Annotated in this window: 22 protein-coding genes; 10 read left to right on the forward strand and 12 right to left on the reverse strand. The window is 73.8% G+C overall.

What is annotated here, in order from left to right:
* Positions 1-67 precede the first annotated feature (67 nt).
* A complete protein-coding gene (locus M8C11_RS14665) occupies positions 68-1,219 on the reverse strand; it encodes an AI-2E family transporter (protein ID WP_252449924.1) in 1,152 nt (383 codons plus the stop codon).
* 130 nt (positions 1,220-1,349) lie between these two features.
* On the opposite strand from M8C11_RS14665, the gene M8C11_RS14670 reads away from it, so the two are divergent.
* Positions 1,350-1,532 (forward strand): antitoxin, encoded by a 183-nt coding sequence (locus tag M8C11_RS14670; protein ID WP_252449925.1) that lies wholly within the window; start codon positions 1,350-1,352, stop codon positions 1,530-1,532.
* A gap of 120 nt (positions 1,533-1,652) precedes the next feature.
* Here the strand turns inward: M8C11_RS14670 and M8C11_RS14675 are convergent, their stop codons facing one another.
* The 8 genes from M8C11_RS14675 to eccB form a co-directional block, all read right to left on the reverse strand.
* The gene (locus M8C11_RS14675) at positions 1,653-2,264 is read right to left on the reverse strand and encodes a C39 family peptidase (RefSeq protein ID WP_252449926.1); all 612 of its coding nucleotides are present in this window, start codon (positions 2,262-2,264) and stop codon (positions 1,653-1,655) included.
* Between the two features lie 146 nt (positions 2,265-2,410).
* Positions 2,411-2,824 (reverse strand): pyridoxamine 5'-phosphate oxidase family protein, encoded by a 414-nt coding sequence (locus M8C11_RS14680; RefSeq protein WP_252449928.1) that lies wholly within the window; start codon positions 2,822-2,824, stop codon positions 2,411-2,413.
* 31 nt (positions 2,825-2,855) lie between these two features.
* Positions 2,856-3,191, reverse strand: a complete 336-nt coding sequence (locus M8C11_RS14685) for a YkvA family protein (protein WP_252449929.1) — start codon at positions 3,189-3,191, stop codon at positions 2,856-2,858.
* Between the two features lie 93 nt (positions 3,192-3,284).
* Positions 3,285-4,115 carry a hypothetical protein gene (locus M8C11_RS14690; protein WP_252449930.1) on the reverse strand — a complete coding sequence of 277 codons (831 nt, stop codon included), beginning with the start codon at positions 4,113-4,115 and terminating at the stop codon, positions 3,285-3,287.
* 155 nt (positions 4,116-4,270) lie between these two features.
* Positions 4,271-4,726 (reverse strand): hypothetical protein, encoded by a 456-nt coding sequence (locus tag M8C11_RS14695; RefSeq protein WP_252449932.1) that lies wholly within the window; start codon positions 4,724-4,726, stop codon positions 4,271-4,273.
* 161 nt (positions 4,727-4,887) lie between these two features.
* Entirely contained in the window at positions 4,888-6,174 is a 1,287-nt protein-coding gene (locus M8C11_RS14700) for a WXG100 family type VII secretion target (protein WP_252449933.1), read from the reverse strand.
* A complete protein-coding gene (locus tag M8C11_RS14705; RefSeq protein WP_233585692.1) occupies positions 6,167-6,505 on the reverse strand; it encodes a hypothetical protein in 339 nt (112 codons plus the stop codon). Before M8C11_RS14705 ends, M8C11_RS14700 begins: the two co-directional genes overlap by 8 nt.
* A gap of 149 nt (positions 6,506-6,654) precedes the next feature.
* A complete protein-coding gene (gene eccB / locus M8C11_RS14710; protein ID WP_121684412.1) occupies positions 6,655-8,124 on the reverse strand; it encodes a type VII secretion protein EccB in 1,470 nt (489 codons plus the stop codon).
* 162 nt (positions 8,125-8,286) lie between these two features.
* Between eccB and M8C11_RS14715 the strand changes: the two genes are divergently transcribed.
* The gene (locus M8C11_RS14715) at positions 8,287-9,459 is read left to right on the forward strand and encodes a type VII secretion protein EccE (protein ID WP_120571964.1); all 1,173 of its coding nucleotides are present in this window, start codon (positions 8,287-8,289) and stop codon (positions 9,457-9,459) included.
* Here M8C11_RS14715 and eccD read toward each other — a convergent pair.
* On the reverse strand, positions 9,443-10,840 hold the full coding sequence (eccD, locus tag M8C11_RS14720; protein WP_252449934.1) for a type VII secretion integral membrane protein EccD: 1,398 nt from the start codon (positions 10,838-10,840) through the stop codon (positions 9,443-9,445). The two genes, M8C11_RS14715 and eccD, sit on opposite strands and share 17 nt — an antisense overlap.
* A gap of 170 nt (positions 10,841-11,010) precedes the next feature.
* Between eccD and eccCa the strand changes: the two genes are divergently transcribed.
* From eccCa to M8C11_RS14755, 7 genes are all read left to right on the forward strand, one after another.
* The gene (gene eccCa / locus M8C11_RS14725; protein ID WP_252449935.1) at positions 11,011-14,976 is read left to right on the forward strand and encodes a type VII secretion protein EccCa; all 3,966 of its coding nucleotides are present in this window, start codon (positions 11,011-11,013) and stop codon (positions 14,974-14,976) included.
* 74 nt (positions 14,977-15,050) lie between these two features.
* Positions 15,051-15,461 (forward strand): YbaB/EbfC family nucleoid-associated protein, encoded by a 411-nt coding sequence (locus M8C11_RS14730; protein WP_252449936.1) that lies wholly within the window; start codon positions 15,051-15,053, stop codon positions 15,459-15,461.
* 18 nt (positions 15,462-15,479) lie between these two features.
* Positions 15,480-15,773: a hypothetical protein gene (locus M8C11_RS14735; RefSeq protein ID WP_252449937.1), complete on the forward strand. Its 294-nt coding sequence runs from the start codon at positions 15,480-15,482 to the stop codon at positions 15,771-15,773.
* Positions 15,774-15,804: 31 nt separating this feature from the next.
* Positions 15,805-16,533, forward strand: coding sequence for a hypothetical protein (locus M8C11_RS14740; RefSeq protein ID WP_121684416.1), 729 nt, complete (start codon positions 15,805-15,807; stop codon positions 16,531-16,533).
* Positions 16,534-16,545: 12 nt separating this feature from the next.
* Complete coding sequence (locus M8C11_RS14745) at positions 16,546-16,815, forward strand: hypothetical protein (RefSeq protein WP_252449938.1); 270 nt, start codon at positions 16,546-16,548, stop codon at positions 16,813-16,815.
* A 214-nt stretch (positions 16,816-17,029) separates the two neighbouring features.
* Positions 17,030-17,338, forward strand: coding sequence for a WXG100 family type VII secretion target (locus M8C11_RS14750; protein WP_013283772.1), 309 nt, complete (start codon positions 17,030-17,032; stop codon positions 17,336-17,338).
* A 28-nt stretch (positions 17,339-17,366) separates the two neighbouring features.
* Positions 17,367-17,648: a WXG100 family type VII secretion target gene (locus tag M8C11_RS14755; protein ID WP_013283773.1), complete on the forward strand. Its 282-nt coding sequence runs from the start codon at positions 17,367-17,369 to the stop codon at positions 17,646-17,648.
* A 60-nt stretch (positions 17,649-17,708) separates the two neighbouring features.
* Here the strand turns inward: M8C11_RS14755 and mycP are convergent, their stop codons facing one another.
* Positions 17,709-18,947 (reverse strand): type VII secretion-associated serine protease mycosin, encoded by a 1,239-nt coding sequence (gene mycP, locus M8C11_RS14760; protein WP_233585693.1) that lies wholly within the window; start codon positions 18,945-18,947, stop codon positions 17,709-17,711.
* A gap of 56 nt (positions 18,948-19,003) precedes the next feature.
* Positions 19,004-19,345, reverse strand: a complete 342-nt coding sequence (locus tag M8C11_RS14765) for a helix-turn-helix domain-containing protein (protein WP_120571957.1) — start codon at positions 19,343-19,345, stop codon at positions 19,004-19,006.
* A 166-nt stretch (positions 19,346-19,511) separates the two neighbouring features.
* On the opposite strand from M8C11_RS14765, the gene M8C11_RS14770 reads away from it, so the two are divergent.
* The gene (locus M8C11_RS14770) at positions 19,512-20,165 is read left to right on the forward strand and encodes a carbonic anhydrase (protein WP_252449939.1); all 654 of its coding nucleotides are present in this window, start codon (positions 19,512-19,514) and stop codon (positions 20,163-20,165) included.
* The last annotated feature ends 26 nt before the right edge of the window (positions 20,166-20,191 follow it).

Below are 20,191 nucleotides of genomic sequence, written 5' to 3' on the forward strand. Positions count from 1 at the left end.
CCTCGTGCGGCCGCCAGCCCGCGCCACGCGCTGTCGGACCGCGCCGGCAGTCGGACCGCGCCGGTCGTCAGCCCGCTGCCTCGGCGGCGCGGCCCGGGTCGGCGGTCGGTGCGGGAACGCCGGTGCCGTTCCGTTCGGCGGCGCGGTGCCGCTGCACGGTGTCCAGCACCCGCCACAGCACCGCCGCGATCGGCACCGACACGAACGCGCCGGCTACCCCGGCGACCAGCGTGCCGGCCGTGACCACCACGAGGATGACCGCCGGGTGCAGCTGCACCTGCCGCCGCATGACGAGCGGTTCCAGCAGGTTGCCCTCGATCTGCTGGACGGCGATCACGGCGGCCAGGGTCAGCAGGGCGGTGGTGGGACCGTTCGCGGCCAGCGCGACGAGCACCGCCACCGCACCGGCCACCGTGGCGCCGATGATCGGCACGAACCCGCCGAGGAACGTGATCAGGGCGAGCGGCAGGGCCAGCGGGACACGCAGGACGACCAGGGCCAGCCCGATGCCGATGGCGTCGATGGCCGCGATGATCATCGTGCCCCGGCTGTACGCGCCGAGCGTCCGCCAGCCCGCCCGTCCCGCCTCGGCGGTCAGCTCCCGGCGCGGGCCGGTCAGCCGGCGCAGCACCCAGTGCCACATCGAGCGGCCGTCCTTGAGCAGGAAGAACAGCAGCACCAGGGCGAGCAGCATCGCCCCCGCGACCTCGGCGACCTTGCGCGCCCCGGCGACCGGGTCGGGCGCACCGCTGCTCAGGCCCTGCCGGATCTGCTCCACGAGCCGGTCGAGCTGCTGGTCGGTGACCGGCAGGCTGGACGTGACGAAGTCGCGGGTGCGCTGCAACCCCTCGTCGAGCTGCTGGCTCAGCTCGCCGAACTGGCTCGCGGTGAGGTTCCAGACCAGGACGCCCGCGCCGCCCAGGATGCCGAGCAGCAGCAGGATGCTCAGCAGCGCGGCGAGCCCGGCCGGCACCCGCAGCCGGCGCAGGCGCACCAGCACCGGGTCGAGCAGCGCGGCGAGGAAGAGCGTGCCGGCCAGCGCCACCGCCAGCGGCGCGAGCAGGACGGCGATCTGCCCCAGCAGCCACAGCCCGGCCGTCACCACCAGCAGGCAGGCGCTCCAGGTGACCGCCGTCCGTACCGGCCAGGGCAGTCCGGCCCAGGTCTGCCGCGGTCCGGCGGCCGGTGCCCGCCCGGGTATTCCAGCGTCGTCGTCCACGTCGCCCTCCTCGATCGTGGCCGTTGGTACCCGACGCGGGTCGATCCGACACCAGGGCCGCAACCGCCCACCCGGTGTTTGTGCCCCCGGCCTTAGGGAAGGCATTCAACGTATCGAAGGGAGATCCGACATGAGCGACTTCATGGACAAGGCCAAGGACTTCGCGGACAAGCACGACAAGCAGGTCGACCAGGGCATCGAGAAGGCGGGTGACGCGGCCGACAAGCGCAGCGGCGGCAAGTACGACAACCAGATCGACAAGGGTGTCGACGCCGCGCAGCAGCGCACCGGCGAAGGCGACACCGGTCGCTGACGTACACCCGCTCAGAGGCCGGAACACGACGGCGGCCACGCCCCCCGAGGGGAGCGTGGCCGCCGCGGCGTCGGGCCGGCCTCCACAGGGGAGACCGGCCCGTCCGTCAGGCGTCGCGGGTCAGGAGCTGTAACCGCGGCCGGCGATCCAGTTGGCCAGCTCGGTCACGTCCATCCAGTACGTCGGCTCGTCCGGCCGGGCCGGGTCGGCGATCAGCACCCGGTCGCCGTCACCCTCGTACCGCACGACAGTCACGTAGTGGCCGGGGTAGCTGTGCTCCACCCCGTCGATGTCCCGGGCGCCGCCCAGGATGTTCGCCACCACCGGCCGGTCGTCGTCCACAGCGGTACGGATGTCCGCGCGCAGGCGTTCGACCTGCTCCCGGGTGGCCACGTCGTCGCGGATCTCGGTGGTCCGGTACTTGCCTCCGGTGTACTCGTTGAGCACCCGGGTGATGTCGATGGCCGAGTCGGTGCCGTTCTCGGTGGTGCCGAGCTTGGCGGCCAGCTCGTCCTGGCTCACGTCCTTGCCCTCGGCCGACAGCGCGATCCGGGTCGAGGCGGGACCGCAGTAGAAGAAGTTCGGCTGCGCCTGGTACTCGTAGTCGGCGGTGCGGTCGCCCTTGCCCTTGACCGGGGCGGCGTGGGCGGCGACGGCCGGACCGGCGACGGCACCGCCGGCGGCGGCCAGACCGGCGACGGACAGCACACACTTACGGATGATCGGGTTCATGGTCGAGGCTCCATTCGGGGGTCGACGGCTCCGTGCGGGAGACGCGGCACCAGGAGTGGCGCTCGGCGTACGGAGAGTTCAACCGCCCTGCCGCGGCAGCCCATTTCCAGGCGTGACCGGGGCCACCGCGGAACCGGACAGACGCCTCAGCCGGGGAGACTTCCCAGGAGCCCGGTCACCGCGATCTCGATGACCACCCGTTCCGGATTCGGACGCGGCGTGCGATACCGCTCGGCGTACCGGCGCTCCGCCTCGGCCACCGACTCCGGGTCGCGGCGCAGCACCGCCCGGCCCTCCACGGTCAGCCACCACCGGCCGTCGACCTGGCACACCGCGACCGGGACGCCGTCCGGTCCGGCCGCCGCGACGTGCCGGGCCTTGGCCGACCCGGCCGAGGTGATCACCCGGGCCAGCCGGGCCGCCGGGTCGAAGGTCACTCCCACGGGTACGACGTGCGGGGTGCCGTCGGCGCGCGGTGTGGTGAGCGTGGCGAGGTGCCGGTCCGCGAAGAAGCGGGCCACCCGCTCGTCGTGCGGCTCCAACCGGTGCCGTCCCGCCATGTCGTCTCCTCGCTCGCGTCCCGGTGACGTCTCAGCGGCGGGGTGCCGCGCCGGGCGGCAACGTCGCCACCGGGGACTCCCCGGCGGCCCGCTGCTCGGCGCGGTGCTTGGCGACCAGCCGGCCCAGGTAGAACAGCGCGCCGGCCAGCACGCCCATGTCGTCCAGGTAGATCGGGTCGGGCAGCAGGTCCACCGGCAGGATCGTGTAGATCAGCGCGCCGTAGAACGCGACCTTGCCGCCGGCGCCGAGCGCGCCGAGCATGCGGCGGGTGCGAATCACCCGGATGGCGAGCAGCACCGCCCCGGCCAGCATGGCCGCCGCGAGGACGGCGGCGAGGACGACCAGCACCCAGGTTTCACGGGACACGTCACCACGCTAGCCGAGCCGGGCCCGCCACGCCCGGCGGTCGTCCCCGCCGCGAGGGGCGCCCGCCCCGTGGCCGGGTCGCTGCCGGCGTCCTCAGGTCGCCACGGCAGCCCGGCCGCGCGCCACCGGCGGCAGCTCGCGGGTGACGTCGGCGCCCGTCCCGGCCGGCAGTTCCCGGGTGGTCTCCGGGCCGGCGAAGCCCACGATGGAGAGCGCGGTCTGCGGCTCGGCGACCGGGTGCAGTGCCGCGAACGCCTCGTCGCGCAGGCTCTGCGCCGCCGCCGCGGCCCGCTCGGCTGCCTGCCAGGCGGCCTGCTCCCGCTGCGTGGCGGCGCGGTGCCGTGCCGCCATGTTGTCCCGGACCAGCCGGCGCAGCAGCAGTTCCTGCTCCACCGGGTGCCGGCTCGGATCCCAGCCGTTGCCGCCGAGGATGTCGCTGAGCTGTCGCACCGTGATCTCGTCGCGCCACTGGGCGTCCATCGCGGCCCGGTGCAGCCAGCGCTCCCGGTCGGCGTACTCGGCCGGGGTCTTGGCGGTCCGGGGCAGCGGCAGCGCCGCGGCGGCGCTCAGGCGCCGGACGTCCTCCTCGGCCGCCTGGTACGCCTGCCAGGCGGCCTCGGCCTCCTCCTGGGCGGTCAGCCACTCGGCGCGGCTCCGCTCGGCGGTCGCGGTCGCACGGGAGGCCGCCACGGCCACCTCGTCGGCGTAGCGGATTCGCTCCTGGTCCCGTACGCGGGCCCGCTCGGCGCGTTCGATGCTGCTCGGCCGGGCGGCGTCACTGATCCGGTCGACCAGTTCGGAACGGAACCGGGACGGGCGGACGATCAGCGCGGCGACCACTGTCGCGGCCACGGCGAGCAGGACCAGCCAGATCACGGCGGCCGCGGGCATGTCGGGCAGGACGGTGGAGAAGACGGTCTGCATCACCAGCACCTCGTGGTGGAACGAAGGACGATCAACGGTTGTGGCCCGGACATCCGGGCGGGTGCGCGTCGTGACTTCAGACGCGACGGGAGGCGCGCAGGGCGCGCGGCGTGCGGCCCGTGGGACCGCGCCGGGGCGTACCGGAAGGCGCCCGGTCAGGCGCGTGGCGGACCGCGACGGGCGATGTCCGCCCGGCCGGGGTCGGCGGCGGCGACCACCTCGACGCCGGGAACGGGCCCGGCGGAGTCGGCGGAAGGCGCTTCGGTGACGGCCGGGCCGGTGCCGGGACCGGTGGTCCGCAGCGCGGCGGTCGGGGCGTCGGTCGCCGTGAGTTCGGCGGAACGTGCGGCGCCGGTCGTGACCGCCTGCCGCGTCGCGGCGTGCCCGACGGCGGTGACGTGCTTGATCGCCCCGACGTGCTTGATCGCCCCGACGTGCTCGGTGGCGACGGCGTGCGAGGCGACGGTGGCGTGCGAGGCCGCGTCGGCGTGGGCGGGTGCGGCGGCGATGCCCTGGAGGCCGACGATCAGCACCAGGCCGGCCACGGCCGTGCGGGCGATTCGGCGCAGCGTCGCCGTCCAGGTGGACGGGGCGAACGCTACGGGCAGCACCGTTTCAACCTATCGGTCGGCGGAGGATCTCGCAGCTCAAGGATCTTGCGGTTTACGTGAGCCACCCCACGGGTCGGTGTGGACGGAGGCCCACGCGGGGCCCGACGCGCGACGGCGCGGCGCCCCTGCCGGGGTGCCGCGCCGTCTCGTGGATGCCGGGGTCAGTTGCCGCCGAGCACCGGCGGCGGGGCGGCGTCACCGTCGCCCCAGACCATCTCGTCCTCGGTGAGCCAGGTCAGCCGGCCGTCGGACTCGTCGTCGCCGTGGCCGCCGCGCCCGCCCAGCACGCCGCCGCGGCCGGCCATCGCGGGCCGACCGGTGGCGCCGCCGGTGCGCTCGGCGGACTTGCTCCCGGCGTCGACCACGAGGCCGCGACCGGAGGTGAGCCGGCCCGTGCCGGCGGCGGAGCGGTTGTCGGCGCCGGGCATGCCGCCGAGACGAGCCGCCGACGCCGAGTTGGCGCCGGTGCCCGCGAGCGAGCCGGTGCTCAGGACGCCGGGGGCGCCGTAGAGGGCACCACCGCCTCCACCTGCGGTCATCGTCGTCGGGCCGGCGCCGCCGGGACCGAAGCCCGGGCCGCCGCCGATCGTCGGACCGCCGACGGTGCTGGTCAGCGGAGCGGCGCCGGCGAGCGAGGTGCCGCCCGGGTCGACGGTGCCGCCGACCGGCACCGAACCCGGAGCACCGGCGCCGGGCTGACCACCAGGGGTGCCCGCACCCGGCGTGCCCTCGCCCGGCGTGCCGCCGGTCGGGGCCGTGTGGTGCACGCCCGACGTGGTGGCGGTGGCGCTCGCGCCCGGGCCGAAGCTGCCCAGGCTCGGGCCGGACGACGGCGTCTTCACCGACGGCCCGTTCTGCAGCGTCGGGTCACCGTTGCCGGTGTGGCCGGGCAGCTCGGTCTCCGGCGGGTCGGGTACGACGATCCGGCCGTACGCCGAGAAGTCGTAGCCCTCGGCGAGCTTCGCCACGACCTGCACCATCCGCTGGTGCGCCTTCTCCTGCTCGGCCTTGTCCTGCTGGTGGCCGACGATCCCGCCGATCACCGCGCCGGGGGCGCCACCGATCAGGAAGCCCTTGCCGGCGCCGGAGAGCAGCTTGTCGTTGTCGTCGGTCTTCTCCGGGCTCTCCGCCTTGGACTGGGCGGCCCGCAGCTCGCTGGACATCATGTCGAGGCCCTGTCGGATACCCGTCATGCCCTCGGCGAGGTTGCCGGAGTAGCGGACGACCATGTCCAGCCGGCGGTGGAACTCGCGCGCGGCGTCGCCGGTCCAGGTCTTCGCCAGCGCCTCCAGGTCGGCGGTCAGGTCGCGGCCGAGATCGTCGAGCGTGCCCTTCAGGGAGGTCCACTGGGCGCTGAGCGCCTCGATCTGCTTCGGGTCGCCGGCGTTGACGCCCTGGTAGAGCTCTTCGTGACTGACGTGCTCGTAGCGCCGGGTGTACTCAGACACGCGGGTCCTCCTTCGGCTGCTTCATCGCCTCGTTCAGCCCGGAGAGGGCGGCGGCGATGTCGGCCGCGGCGGCGGCGTTGCGGGCCTCGGCGGTCTTGTAGTTCGTCATGATCTTGTGGGTCGCCTCGCGGGCGGCCAGGATCGCCCGGCGCAGCCGGTCGACGTGGTTGACGTAGCTCTGGTGGGTCTCGGAGTAGCGACGTGCGTTGTCGGTCGCGTCGGTGAACGTGCCGAGCGCCGGCGGGCGGCACTGCATCTGGGTGTTGAGCTTGCGCAACACCGACTCCGCCTCGTTCAGGCGCCGCTCGAGCCGCTGGTGAAAGTCCTCCAAGGACAGTACGTCTACTGTCGTGCGCCCCGTCATGGCTGCATCCCCGTAGTCATCGTCGATAACCGTTCGCCGTACTCAGGTTAGTCGAAGCGGGCCAACCCGGGCGACCCGTGACGGAGATCCTCCACTTCGGATCGGCCCGGGGCCGGTCAACCGCCCTGGACCTGCGCCGCCGCGCCACCGGCCGAGGGCGTCGCGGTGGCCCCCGGTGGCGTCGACGCATCGAAGTAGGTCATCGCGTCCTCGCGGGACAGCGTCGGACCGGTCGGCACCAGCGCCAGCAGCGAGGCGGGTACGGCGAGCGGCGTCACGTCGCCGTACCCGAGCGCGCTCTTCGCGTCGCCCCCGGCGGTGCCGAGCGGATAGCGGATGCCCTGGGCGGTGATCAGGTAGACCGTCGAGCCGGCCGCCGCCTTGCCGCTCTCCCCGGCCGTGGCCTGCACCAGCACGCCCTTGCCGCCGGGCAGCAGCACGCTCTCGGCGGTGCGTACCGCGTCCCGGGCGCCCTGCCGGGCCGGCATCGCGGTCGCCGAGGTCAGCTCGGCCGGCGGGGAGTCGAAGACCTCCAGCGTGGTGGCCGGCGGCTGACCGGCCGGGCCGGGCCGGTAGGTGGCGCAGAGCACCGTCCGTCCCGGACGGACCTCGTGCAGCGTCGGCAGCCGGGCCGGCAGGCCGTCCGCGTCCAGGCGCTGGTCGGTGAGGAGCCGGCCCGCCTCGTCCGGAGTGATCTGCGTCACCTCGCCGCCGCCGCCGAGCAGCAGCAGCGCGGTCACCTCGCGGACGGTCGCCAGCCCCTGCCGGGTGAGCACGTAGTACTGGCCGGCGGCCTGGTAGACCTGGCCGATCCGGGCCGGCCGGTCGGCCACCGTCAGCCCGCTGGCGCTGCCGTCCCCGGCGATCGTCGGCTTGCGCAGCACCGGCCCGACCGGCACCGCGTTCAGCAGTTGCTGCCCGACGGTCAGGTTCGTCGCGCCGGCCATCTTCAACGCCACCAGCGCCTGCTCGTCACCGGCGACCCGCAGCCGGGAACCGCCAGTGAGCAGGTAGCGGGCGTCGCTGGTCCGCACCACCACGGCCCGGTCGGTGAGCGCCGTGCCGCCGGGCAGCGCGCGGTCGATCACCAGGTGCGTGGTGGAGCGCTGCGGGTCGTTCGGATCCGGCACGTCGCACACCGACCAGGGGAGCCCGACCAGCGACTTGCGGTCCGGCAGGTCGTCCGGGGCGCCCACGATGCCGACCAGCCGCCCGCGTGGACGGTCCTTGATCGACGCCTGGGACATGGTGCGCGGCTGCGCCGCGGCGTCGTTGACGATCAGCCGCGCCGAGGCGTAGTTGAGCGTCGGGCGCAGCACCTTGTCCTCGCCGAAGTAGTACGTCGCGCCGGTCTCCCGCTCGATCACCAGCGTGTTCGGCTCCAGCGGCGCGGAGTTGCTGGTGAGCTGCCCGTACGCGCCCACGCCGCCGAGCACCACGGCCGCCGCGATGACGCTGCCGAACACCGCCATGCCGAGGCGGCGCATCGGCAGGTCGTTGGTCTCCGGATCACCGGAGAGCAGCGCCGAGACGATGCGGCGGGTGACGAAGCGGTACGCCTGCACCTGATCGCGGCGGGTCCGCATGACTAACCTCCGGCGGGGGTGGGTCCACGGCGACAGGACCGAACGGCGCCGCGGGCTTCCCTACGATAAGGGGCCGTCGGGGGTGCGCCGGACCCCGTCCGCCGCCCGAACGACCGCACCCGCCCGGCGGATGCCCAGGATGTCCAGAAGGGACGCACACCGATGACGCAGCTCCAGGCGCCACCCGGTCGTACCGCCACCGTTCCCGCCGTACCGCCGGACCGGCCGGTCACCCCCGCCGACAAGCGCCGCCGGGGACGGCTCGGCCCGGTCGTGGTCGGGCAGCTCGTGGTGGTGGAGTGCGCCGCGCTCGCGGTCTGGTTCGCCACCGCCGGCCCGGCGTGGCTGCTCGGGGTGGTGGCGGTCCTGGCGCTGCTGGCGGTGGTCGCGGCGTTCGCGCGCCGCGGCGGCCGCTGGTGGTACGAGGATCTGATGCTCCGTCGCCGGCTGCGCCGGCGCCGCGACCGGGCCCGGGGCGCGGCGCCCGGTGGTGACCCGAGGCTGGCCGCGCTCGCCCCGGAGCTGACGGTGGTGGAGCTGACCGAGCGCGGCACCCGGCTCGGCATCGGGCAGGACGACCGGGGCTGGTTCGCCGCGCTGGCGCTGACCGGCCGTCCCGGCGCGCCCGCCGGCTCGATCGAGGCGGCCGTGGTGGACCGCGCCCTGGCGGTGCTCGCCGACTTCTCCGGCCCGGTCACCCAGACCCAGGTCGTCTCGCACACCCTGGTCTGGTACCCGGCGCCCGGCGCGCCGCCGTCGGCGTACCGGACCGTGTGGGTGGCGCTGCGCCTGTCGGTGTCCGACGCGCGGGCCGAGGCGGTGAGCCGTGGCGGCGGTCTGCGCGGCGTGCACCGCACGGTGGCGGCCGGGGTGGGCCGGCTCGGCAAGGCGCTCAACGCCGCCGGCCTCGGTCACCGGGTGCTCGACCGGAACGAGCTGCACGCGGCGGTGGTGTCCGGAGCCGGGCTCGACCTGGCGCCGGAGTCCCCGGTGGAGACGTGGACCAGCCTGCGCGGAGGCGGCTGGACGCAGCGCTGCCTGGCCCTGCGGGTACGCCCCAACGGCTCGCTCGGCGCGCTGGTGGACGCCGTCACCGCCACCTCGGCGCCCTCGCACACGGTCGCCGCGGTGGTGCTCCCGGGCGGCCGGCAGGTGCCGCCGCTGCTGCGGGTGGCAGCCATGGACGGGCACGCCGAGGCGCTGGTGAAGGCGGTCCGGGAGATGGCCCGGCGCGCGGGCGTGCCGGCCCGCCCGCTGGACGGCCAGCACGGCCCCGGCGTCTACGCCACCGCGCCGGTCGGCACCGCGATGGGGACCGTCACGGTCGAAGGTTGACGATCCAGCCGTACGCGCCGCACACCCAGACGGCCAGCGGCACCAGCGCGATGATCAGCAGGATCTCGACGATGTCCAGGGTCCGGCCCCAGACCGGGGAGATCCGCTTGCCGGCCACGGTCAGGCCGTAGACCAGGCTGATCACGGCCAGCACGGCCAGGCCGCCCAGGATCAGCCCGAGGCGTGTCGCCAGCGAGCCGGCGGCGAACGTGGCGGCGGCGACCAGCCCCAGGCCGACGGTGCCGGACAGCAGCACCGGCGTGCGCTGGGCGCGGCTCAGGAACGGGCGTGCCCGCAGCAGCGACAGCAGCGCCAGCACCAGGCAGAGCAGGACCGCCGGGAGCCGGCCGTTCCCGGCCAGCACCACCTCGCCGCCGAGCACCAGCAGCGAGACGGTCCAGAGCAGGCCGGTGAGGAACGCGTCGGCGCGCTCGCTGTTGCGCAGCACCGACGGCCCGTCCACCGACTCGGTGTCGGTCTTGAGGTCGTCCGGGCCGGTGGGGATGGACGGCACCGGCAGCCGGGCCAGGCGGTAGGCGAGCATCGGCAGCGCGGGCAGCGCGCCGAACGCGACCGTCGCGACCACCGCCGCCGAGGCCGCCGCGCCGATGTCGAAGGCCAGGCTGAGCACCGCGCCGAGGCCGACCGCCGCACCCACGCCCACCGCGCCGAGGAACAGCGGCAGGCGGTCGCCGACGGCGAGCGCGGCGACCGCGCCGAAGACCACCACGGCGGTGCCGGCGAGCAGGACGTGCGGACTGGCCAGCTCGCCGAGCGTCCGGTCCCCGGCCAGCACCAGCAGGCCGCCGACGCCCGCGTAACCGATCCCGACCAGGGCCAGCACCGCGCCGGTGCGGCTGTCGCCGGCGGCGCGGGACAGCACCGCGGCGCCGACCAGCAGCGCCACCGCGACCACGAACGCGGCGGCCGCGCCGGGTAGCTGCGGCGGGCCGGTGAGCAGCGTCGCCACCGCGCCCGCGGCGAGCGCCGAGGCGGCCAGCAGGATCGCGAACGTCCGCGTGGTGCCGACCTGCCAGGCGCCCGCCCGCTGGGTGGTGGAGGTGGCGACCGCGTCCACCACGTCGTCGAAGACGATCTCGGGGGCGGTCGCGGCTCGCGGGTTGAAGTAGAGCACCTCGCCGTCGCGTACGCCGAGCTGCGCGGCGGTCCGGCCGCCGTCGAGCGGCTGACCGCCGAGCCGGGACAGTGCCCAGCCGCCGTGCCGTACGCCCTCGTCGGCCAGGTCCTCGCCCGCGTACCGCAGCAGCGTGGGAAGCAGATCGGCGAGCGGCACGTCGGACGGCAGCGCCAGATCCATCCTGGTACGCGGCGCCACGATGGTGATCCGGCTCAGCCCACCGGTCGCCGTCTTCGTCGCCACAGTGGCCTCCTCGTGCTCGCATACGATCCGCTGGGCCGTCGGCGTCGCCCCCCACGGGTCCACGACGCCACCGGGAGATTACCTACGATGGCTGTCGCACAGGTTGCCCACCCGACGCTCACCGGCGGTGGTAGACCACGATCAGGGCCACTTCTGGGGAGGGGAGAGCCGTGAGTACGGTGGTGTTCCGCCGACTTCCGCGTCAACCGGGGCCCGCGCTGCCGCGCGGCGAGGTGCTGCTGGAATCCCCGCCCGAGCTGCCGGAGCCGCAGGCCAAGGGCATGGGCCAGGTCCTGATGATCCTGCCGATGCTCTGCGGCGTCGGCGCGATGGCGTTCCTCTACGCCGGCCGTGGCGGCGGCATGATGACGTACGTCGCGGGTGGCCTGTTCGGTGTGTCCATGTTGGGCATGGCGATCGGCACGCTCGGCAACGGCGGCAACGACAAGGCCGAGCTGAACGCGCAGCGGCGCGACTACATGCGCTATCTCGCGCAGATGCGCAAGCGCACCCGGCGGGCGGCCGAGCAGCAGCGCGCCGCGATGACCTGGCGGCACCCGGAGCCGGACGCGCTCTGGTCGATCGCCGCCTCCCGCCGGCTCTGGGAGCGGCGGATCACCGAGGACGACTTCGGCGAGGTGCGGATCGCGCTCGGCCCGCAGCGGCTGGCGGTGGAGATCGTGCCGCCGGAGACCAAGCCGGTGGAGGACCTGGAACCGATGAGCGCGATCGCGCTGCGCCGGTTCGTCCGGGCCCACTCCAGCGTGCCGGACCTGCCGACCGCGCTGTCGCTGCGCGCGTTCAGCCGGATCGCGTTGCGCGGCGACCGGGAGCCGGTGCTCGACCTGACCCGGGCCGCGCTGGGCCAGCTCGTCACGTTCCACGCCCCGGAGGACCTCCTGGTGGTCGTGGTGGCCGCGCCGGACCGGCAGGCGGCCTGGGACTGGGTGAAGTGGCTGCCGCACGCCCAGCACCCGGGGCGTACGGACGCGGCGGGCGCGCGCCGGATGGTGTTCGCCGCGCTGGACGAGGCGGAGACCGCGCTGGCCCAGGATCTGGGCGGTCGGCCCCGGTTCGCGCCGGAGGCGAAGCCGCTGACCACCGCGCCGCACGTGGTGGTGGTGCTGGACGGCGGCGAGGTCTCGGCGACGTGCGCGCTGACCGGCCCGGGCCTGCTCGGCACGACCGTGTTCGACCTGTCCGGCGCGGTCCCGCGCGACGCCGGGCGCTGGCTGCTCTGCCTGGACGCCGGGGACGGCACCGGGCTCGACCTGGTCCGCGGCACCGCCACCTCGCGGCTCGGCCGGCCGGACCGGCTGTCCCTGAGCGCGGCCGAGGGGCTGGCCCGGCAGATCGCCCCGTTCCGGCTCTCCCAGCAGCAGGGCGCCAGCACCGAGGAGCCGCTGGCCCGCAGCATGGAGCTGCCCGACCTGCTCGGCGTCGGCGACGCCGCCACAGTGGACACCCGGCAGACCTGGCGTCCGCGCAGCCACCGCGACCGGCTGCGCATCCCGCTCGGCCTGGGACCGGACGGCAACGTGGTGGAGCTGGACTTCAAGGAGTCCGCGCACGAGGGCATGGGCCCGCACGGCCTGGTGATCGGCGCGACCGGTTCCGGCAAGAGCGAGCTGCTGCGTACGGTGGTCGCGGCGCTCGCGGTGACGCACTCGTCGGAGGAGCTGAACTTCGTCCTCGTCGACTTCAAGGGCGGCGCCACCTTCGCCTCGCTGGACGCGTTGCCGCACACCAGTGCGGTGATCACCAACCTCTCCGACGAGCTGCCGCTGGTCGACCGCATGCGGGACGCGCTGGCCGGTGAGATGAACCGCCGGCAGGAGGTGCTGCGGGCGGCGGGCAACTACGTCTCCCGGTACGACTACGAGAAGGCGCGGGCCGCCGGTGAGCCGCTGGAGCCGATGCCCAGCCTGCTGATCATCTGTGACGAGTTCTCCGAGCTGCTGGCCGCCAAGCCGGACTTCATCGACCTGTTCGTGATGATCGGCCGCCTCGGCCGGTCGCTCGGCGTGCACCTGCTGCTCGCCTCGCAGCGGCTGGAGGAGGGCAAGCTGCGCGGCCTGGACACGCACCTGTCGTACCGGATCGGTCTGCGCACGTTCTCGGCGGTGGAGAGCCGGATCGTGCTCGGCGTGCCGGACGCGTACGAGCTGCCCAGCGCGCCGGGTCACGGCTACCTGAAGACCGACACCGCGACCATGCTGCGGTTCCGCGCCGCGTACGTGTCCGGCCCGTACCGGGCGCCGGGGCAGGTGCAGCGCTCCACCCGGGCGCAGGTGCAGCGCCGGATCGTCCCGTACGGCATCGACTACGTGCCGGTGCCGGCCCAGCCGAGCCCCGCCGAGGCGGCCCCGGAGCCGGAGCAGAGCGGCGACGGCAAGGCCGTGGCGATGCTGGACGTGCTGATCGACCAGCTCAAGGGCCGGGGCAAGCCGGCGCACCAGGTCTGGTTGCCGCCGCTGGCCGAGCCGTCCGGGCTGGCCGAGCTGCTGCCCAAGCTGAGCGTGCACCCGACGTTCGGCCTGACCACCGCCGACTGGCCGGGCCGCGGCCGGCTCGCCGTGCCGGTCGGCATCGTGGACCGGCCGTACGAGCAGCGCCGCGACCCGATGATGGTCGACCTGGCCGGGGCCGGCGGCAACGTGGTGATCGTCGGGGCGTCGCTGAGCGGCAAGAGCACCATGCTGCGCTCGATGCTGGCCTCGCTGGCGCTGACCCACACGCCGCGCGAGGTGCAGTTCTTCTGCCTCGACTTCGGCGGCGGCGCGCTGCGCAGCCTGGACGGGCTGCCGCACACCTCGGGTGTCGCGGGCCGGCGGGACGTGGAGGCGGTCCGGCGGACGGTGGCCGAGGTGGTCGCCGTGATCGACGAGCGGGAGAACCGGTTCACCCAGCACGGCATCGACTCGGTGGCGAGCTACCGGCGCCGCCGGGCGGCCGGTGAGTTCGCCGACGACCCGTTCGGTGACGTCTTCCTCGTGGTGGACGGCTGGAACACGCTGCGCCAGGAGTACGAGGAGCTGGAGCAGACGATCACGAACCTGGCGAACCGGGGTCTCGGCTTCGGCGTCCATGTGGTGATCACGGCGGTGCGGTGGGCGGAGATCCGGATCAACATGCGGGATCTGCTCGGCACCAAGCTGGAGCTGCGGCTGGGTGACCCGTCGGAGTCGGAGATCGACCGGCGGGCGGCACAGAACGTGCCGGTGGGCGCGCCCGGCCGCGGCCTGACCCGGGACAAGTTGCACTTCCTGACCGCGATCTCGCGGATCGACGGCAAGCGCGACATCGAGGACCTGACCGAGGCGTCGGTGGCGCTCGCGGGTCACGTCGCGGCGAACTGGCCGGGGCCGCCGGCGCCGAAGGTCCGGCTGCTGCCGCGCAAGCTGACGGTCACCGAGCTGGCGAAGGTCATCGACCGGTCCGCCCCGGGCATCCCGATCGGCGTGAACGAGTCGGCGCTCGCCCCGGTCTACCTGGACCTGGCCGGCGAGCCGCACCTGACCGTGTTCGGCGACGCCGAGTGCGGCAAGACCAACCTGCTGCGGCTGATCGCCCGGGGGATCGCCGAGCGGTACACCCCGGCCCAGGCGCGGCTGGTCATCGCCGACTACCGGCGCGGTCTGCTGGGCGCGGTCGAGGGTGACCACCTGCTCGACTACGCGCCGTCGAACCAGGTGTTCAGCCAGGGGCTCGGCTCGATCCGCAGCGCGTTGCAGAACCGGCTGCCCGGCCCGGACGTGACCACCGCGCAGCTTCGCGACCGGAGCTGGTGGAAGGGCCCGGACCTGTACGTCCTGGTGGACGACTACGACCTGGTCGCCTCCGGCGGCAGCAACCCGCTGAGCGCGCTGCACGAGCTGCTGCCGCAGGCGCGGGACATCGGCCTGCACCTGATCATCACGCGCCGGGTCGGCGGTGTGGCCCGGGCGCTGTACGAGCCGGTGCTGCAACGCCTGCGTGAGCTGGACTCGCCGGGCCTGCTGATGTCCGGCAGCCGGGAGGAGGGTGCCGTCTTCGGCAACCTTCGGCCGACCCCGCAGCCGCCGGGCCGGGGCACGCTCGTCCGCCGCCGCGACGGCCAGCAGCTGATCCAGACCGCGTGGACGGAACCGGCCTGACGGGACGGACGCCGGGCGGCCCGGTCCGGTAGCGTCGGCGCGATCGATCGTCGCGAGTGGAGAGGGGCGCGCAGGTGAGCAGCCCGTCGGGTTTCGGTGCGGCCATGGAGGGCCTGCTGCGGCAGGCGCAGGAACAGCAGCGCCGGCTGGCCGATCTCCAGCGGCAGCGCGCCGAACTGCGGGTCACCGGGGAGAGCCCGGACGGGCTGGTGCGGGTGACCGTGGACGGTGACATGAAGGTCGGCGACATCGAGCTCAACGCGCGGGCGATGCGGCTGGACAGCTTCTCCCTGGCCGAGGCGATGCAGGCGGCGATCGACGCCGCCTACGCGGCCTTCGAGGAGCGCCAGCGCGAGATGCTGAGCGAGATGCTCGGCGACTCCGAGATGGTCCGCCGGGCGCAGGACGGCACGCTGACCCCGGAGGACTGGTTCCGTCAGTTCGGGGTGGACGTGTCCGACCCGACCCGCAACCTGCGGCGCTGAACGAGAGGAAGGCCGGCGATGCCGAACACCGTCGACGTCGACGCGATCCGGAAGGCGGGCAGGATGCTCGACGCCCCGGACGGCCCGATTCAATACCTCCGCAACGTCGAGACGTTGCTGGGCGAGGTCAAGCTGCCCGGCGGCGCGCTGAGCTGGTTCGGCACCGGCGCGGTGGAGCGGCACAACGCGGCTGTGGACGGGCACCTGGACAACATCCGCACCGGCGTGGAGCATCTGCGCAAGGCCGCCGCGCAGCTCGAACAGAGTGCGAAGAACTGGGAGAGGTCGGATCAGCCCTGGGTGGTCAAGTGACCGGCCGGGTCCGCCACGGGAAGGACACCTGATGCCTCCGGAGATCCTCATCGCCAACGCCTCGGGGACGGTGACCGGCACCGTGACGGTCGCCGAGACCACGGCTCCGGTCCGGTCGGCGGCGGCCATCGCCAAGGGCAACGTGGTCTGGATCGTCGCCTCGGCGGCGCTGATCGGCACGATCCTCTACCTGGAGTCGTTCGACAACCAGCAGGTCAACGAGTCGATCAAGAAGTGGGACGAGGCGGCCCGCCTGCTCGGCGCGGACCAGTTCGGCGCGGCCATGGCCGCGGTTCCGCCGGACGCGGCGGAGTGGGACTTCGACGACCGCGACGCGTTCGACCTGTTCCTCCGCAAGCTCGGGGCGGAGATCAACTCGCTGGCCGAGGCGTTCGCCGCCAACCGGGACACGCTCACCGCCGCCCGGGACGCGTACAACGACGCGATCTCCGGGCTGGCCCAGGCGCTCATGCCGATCCTGGTCGCGGTGATCGCCTCGATCGCGCTCCAGTTCTTCCCCGCCACCACCGCACTGGCTCAGGCCATCGGCATCGTCGGTCTGACCGCCACCGCCGCCGTGCTGGTCCTGGTCTTCGGCGAGATCAGCGCGCTGCTGCACGCGCTGCTGGCCGCCTTCCACACGGACAACCGGTTCACCTTCACCGCTGACTCCCGCCCGGGCTGGGCGCCGACCGGCTCGGACCCGGACATCAAGGACATCAAGATCGACTGGGTGCGGGACGCCAAGTTCTACGGGTGACGGGAGCGACGCATGGACACCCTGCTCTTCTCGCTGCTGCTGTACGTCCTGCTGACCATCCCGGTCTTCGTGGTCCTGATGCTGTTCGCCGCGCTGACCCGCTCGGCGCGGCTGCGGCGGGCCGCCGAGGTGGTGTCGCTGAGCACCTGCGCGGCGCTTCTGGTGCTGTCGTTCCAGCGCGCGTTCGAGAAGCCGATGCTGTGGGCCGTGGTGGTGCTGCTGGTCGCGGTGCTGGTCTTCGGCGTGTCGATGATCGTCAAATCCTCACGCGAACGATCCTGACCTCAGCGGGGACCGTCCAACTCGTACGGAGAGTGCCGGATCGCGTTGTCGGTTCGGGGCTGTCGGAATACGACGATGGGACAGGCAGGGCTGCGCGGGTTGGACATCGTCCGCTACGGTTCGGATGAAGTGTCCGTCGGTGGGGTGTGTACGCCTTGCCGCGGGGGAGGGCGCGGCGGAACCGCCGCCACAAGATGACGGAAGGGTGTGAAGCATGGCGTTCGAGGTCAGTGCAGCGACTCTGCACACCGCCGCGAGTGACGTGCGGTCCACGCGCAGCGATGTCGACGGCGAGCTCAAGAAGCTGTGGAACGTGGTCGACGACCTGGCGATGGCCTGGAAGGGCCAGGCGTCCACGGGCTTCCAGAGCCTGATGACTCGCTGGAACGAGGACACCACGAAGCTGCTGACCGCGATGGACAACATCGCGGATCTGCTCGACAAGTCGGGCACCACGCACCAGGTCAACGACGAAGAGCAGCAGCAGATGCTGGACAAGTTCCACGCTGCTCTCAACCCGTGATCCGCGAAGACAGGCAGAGGAGGAATCGATGAGCATCAAGGTTGATTACGCTGTTCTGGAGAGCAGCAACCAGCAGATGCAGGCCATCTCGCGGACCATCGACGAGAAGCTGGACACGCTGCGGGCGATGCTGACCAAGCTCGAGTGGGAGGGCCAGGACCGGGCCGCCTACCAGCAGCACCAGGCCCAGTGGGACGCCGCCGTGCGGGACATCAACAAGGTCCTGAACGAGATCGGCGGCGCCGTGGGCATCGCGCGTGAGAACTACATGACCACGGAGATGAGCAACTCCAAGGTCTGGGGCAACTGACCCCCGACCGGTCCACGACGGCTCCGCTCCGGCTCGCGCCGGGCGGAGCCGTCGTGCTTGTCAGGCGTCCTGCGGGACGTCGCGCCGGCCGGGCCGCCACCCGCGCCGGCGTCCGCGTACCACGATGGGGCGCAGCGTCAGCAGGACGCCGGCCAGCAGCGCGCCGACGACGGCCACCCAGATCGCGACGGTGCGCTGCCAGGCCAGCGGATCGGTGGGCGGCGCCGGTGGCGGCATCGCGCCCAGCGGCGGATCGCTCCGGGTGCCCAGCAGGCTGGTGACCGCCCGGTACGGGTTGACCATCCCGAAGCCGACCTCGGCGTTGTGCCCGTCGGGCGGGTTGTCGGCGGTACGGGTCAGCCGGTAGGCGACCTCGTCGGCGCTGATGTCCGGGTGTGCGGCCCGCACCAGCGCGGCCACCCCGGAGACGTACGCGGTGGCGAAGCTCGTCCCGCCCTGCGGCTCGGCCCGGTATCCCGATCCCTGCGGCGCGGGCCCGACGATGTTCAGGCCGGGCCCGGCGATGTCCACATAGTCCCCGCTGACCGAGCTGCCGACGTGCCCGCCCTGCTCGTCGATTCCGGCGACGGCCACGACACCGTCGTACGCCGCCGGGTAGGCCGGCCGGTCCTCCCGGTTCTCCTGCCGGTTGCCGGCGGAGGCGACGACCACCACGTCCTTGGCGAGCGCGTACTGCACCGCGGACTTCAGCGCCGGGTCGTCCAGCGTGACCAGGGACAGGTTGATCACGTCGGCGTCGTGGTCGACGGCCCAGCGGATCGCCTTGCCGATCTCGGCCGGCACGTCCGGGTCGAAGTTCTCCTTGTTCTCGGCCAGCACCCGCAGCGGCAGGATCTTCGCCTCCGGCGCGATGCCGGTGTACGGCGAGCCGGTGCCCTCCCGGCCGGCGATGATGCCCGCGACCATGGTGCCGTGGCCGACCAGGTCGCACTGCCCCTTCAGGCGGACGAGCTGGTTGAAGTCCTCACCCGGCAGCACCCGCCCGCGCAGCAGGGGGTGGGCCGGCGAGACCCCGGAGTCGATCACCGCCACGGTGGTTCCCGCGCCCTTGCCGATCCGCCACGCGGCGGCCGGGTCGAGGCGGCTCAGCGCCCACGGCACCTCGGTGGGTGCGGGGCCGCCGGCCGGGCCGCACTTCGGGGCGGCCTGCGCGGGCGCGGGCACCGCCAGCGCGCCGCCGAGCAGGGCGGTGACCGTCGCTCCGGAGAGGACGGACCTGATCCGGTGTCCGGCCCGGACGCGTCCCGTGGTCGCGCCCGGCCGCAAGCTGTCGCGCACGCGGTGAGATTACCCGCCGCGCCCGCCCGTGCGGGCACTCGTGGTGCCGGTCCGGGTCACCTGTCGGCGGTGGCGTCCCCGGCCGGCTCGGCGGCGAAGAGGGCCAGCAGGGCGCCGACCTGCTGGTCGGCCTCGGCCGGGTGCCGGAAGCGGCCCTTCGGGTTGATCGTGTACTCGTTGCGCCGTCCCACCCGCGTACGCCGCAGGTAACCCCCGGCCTCCAGGTCGGCGACGATGGCCTGGGCCGCCCGTTCGGTCACACCCACCTCGTCGGCCACGTCGCGCAGCCGGGCGGTGGGGTTGCGCGCGATCGCGAGCAGCACGTGGCCGTGGTTGGTGAGGAAGGTCCAGTTACGGCGGCTCCCGTCCTCAACTGGTGTGGTCGCCATGGTGGTCATGCTATGGCCACCGCCGCCACCGGCCGAATCGGCGCGGGCCGGGGCGGGTGGCAGCGGGAAAGTATGAAATGCGTATCACGAATCTTGACGGGCCCCGAGGTGCGTGTGACCGTGGGTCGCGAGGCCGTTCGGCCCGGTAGTTCCCCAGGTAGACGAGGTGAGGGACATGACGCCGAGCACCCCGGAGCAGGCACTGACCGAACTGCGTGCCGGTAACCACCGGTTCGTCACCGGTGCCCCGCAGCATCCGAATCAGGACGCCGGGCACCGCGCGGCTGTCGCCGGCGGCCAGCATCCCTTCGCGGTGATCGTCGGCTGCTCCGACTCACGGCTCGCCGCCGAGATCATCTTCGACCGCGGTCTCGGTGACCTCTTCGTGGTGCGTACGGCCGGGCACACCGCCGGGCCGGAGGTGCTCGGCAGCGTCGAGTACGCGGTCACCGTGCTCGGCACGCCGCTCGTGGTGGTGCTCGGGCACGACTCGTGCGGCGCGGTCCAGGCCGCCCGGGAGGGGTTCCGGACCGGTTCCGCCCTGGTCGGGCACCTGGGCGCGGTGGTGGACGCGGTCTCGCCCAGCCTGCTGCGCGCCTCCCGCCAGGGCGTCGACGACCTCGACGGCATCATCGACGTGCACATCGCGCAGACCGTCGAGACGCTGCTGGCCCGCTCCGCCGTGCTGGCCGAGCGGGTGGCGGCCGGGCGGTGCACGGTGGTGGGCATGTCGTACCGGCTCGCCGGCGGCGAGGTGCGGACCGTGGCGCAGTCCCCGGCCCCGCTGCCCGCTCCGGCGGCGCCCGCCGACCCGGCGCTGGCCGGCTGAGCCGTCGGGAAGACGAAAAGGGGCCG

The sequence above is a fragment of the Micromonospora sp. CPM1 genome (assembly GCF_023896895.1).
Lineage (GTDB): Bacteria > Actinomycetota > Actinomycetes > Mycobacteriales > Micromonosporaceae > Micromonospora > Micromonospora tulbaghiae.

Excerpts from the sequence above, each read along its gene's own strand:
- M8C11_RS14670 (WP_252449925.1), top strand. The coding sequence starts at position 1,350 with ATGAGCGACTTCATGGACAAGGCCAAGGACTTCGCGGACAAGCACGAC.
- M8C11_RS14675 (WP_252449926.1), bottom strand. The coding sequence starts at position 2,264 with ATGAACCCGATCATCCGTAAGTGTGTGCTGTCCGTCGCCGGTCTGGCC.
- M8C11_RS14680 (WP_252449928.1), bottom strand. The coding sequence starts at position 2,824 with ATGGCGGGACGGCACCGGTTGGAGCCGCACGACGAGCGGGTGGCCCGC.
- M8C11_RS14690 (WP_252449930.1), bottom strand. The coding sequence starts at position 4,115 with ATGCAGACCGTCTTCTCCACCGTCCTGCCCGACATGCCCGCGGCCGCC.
- eccB (WP_121684412.1), bottom strand. The coding sequence starts at position 8,124 with ATGCGGACCCGCCGCGATCAGGTGCAGGCGTACCGCTTCGTCACCCGC.
- M8C11_RS14715 (WP_120571964.1), top strand. The coding sequence starts at position 8,287 with ATGACGCAGCTCCAGGCGCCACCCGGTCGTACCGCCACCGTTCCCGCC.
- M8C11_RS14735 (WP_252449937.1), top strand. The coding sequence starts at position 15,480 with ATGCCGAACACCGTCGACGTCGACGCGATCCGGAAGGCGGGCAGGATG.
- M8C11_RS14740 (WP_121684416.1), top strand. The coding sequence starts at position 15,805 with ATGCCTCCGGAGATCCTCATCGCCAACGCCTCGGGGACGGTGACCGGC.
- M8C11_RS14745 (WP_252449938.1), top strand. The coding sequence starts at position 16,546 with ATGGACACCCTGCTCTTCTCGCTGCTGCTGTACGTCCTGCTGACCATC.
- M8C11_RS14750 (WP_013283772.1), top strand. The coding sequence starts at position 17,030 with ATGGCGTTCGAGGTCAGTGCAGCGACTCTGCACACCGCCGCGAGTGAC.
- M8C11_RS14755 (WP_013283773.1), top strand. The coding sequence starts at position 17,367 with ATGAGCATCAAGGTTGATTACGCTGTTCTGGAGAGCAGCAACCAGCAG.
- M8C11_RS14765 (WP_120571957.1), bottom strand. The coding sequence starts at position 19,345 with ATGACCACCATGGCGACCACACCAGTTGAGGACGGGAGCCGCCGTAAC.
- M8C11_RS14770 (WP_252449939.1), top strand. The coding sequence starts at position 19,512 with ATGACGCCGAGCACCCCGGAGCAGGCACTGACCGAACTGCGTGCCGGT.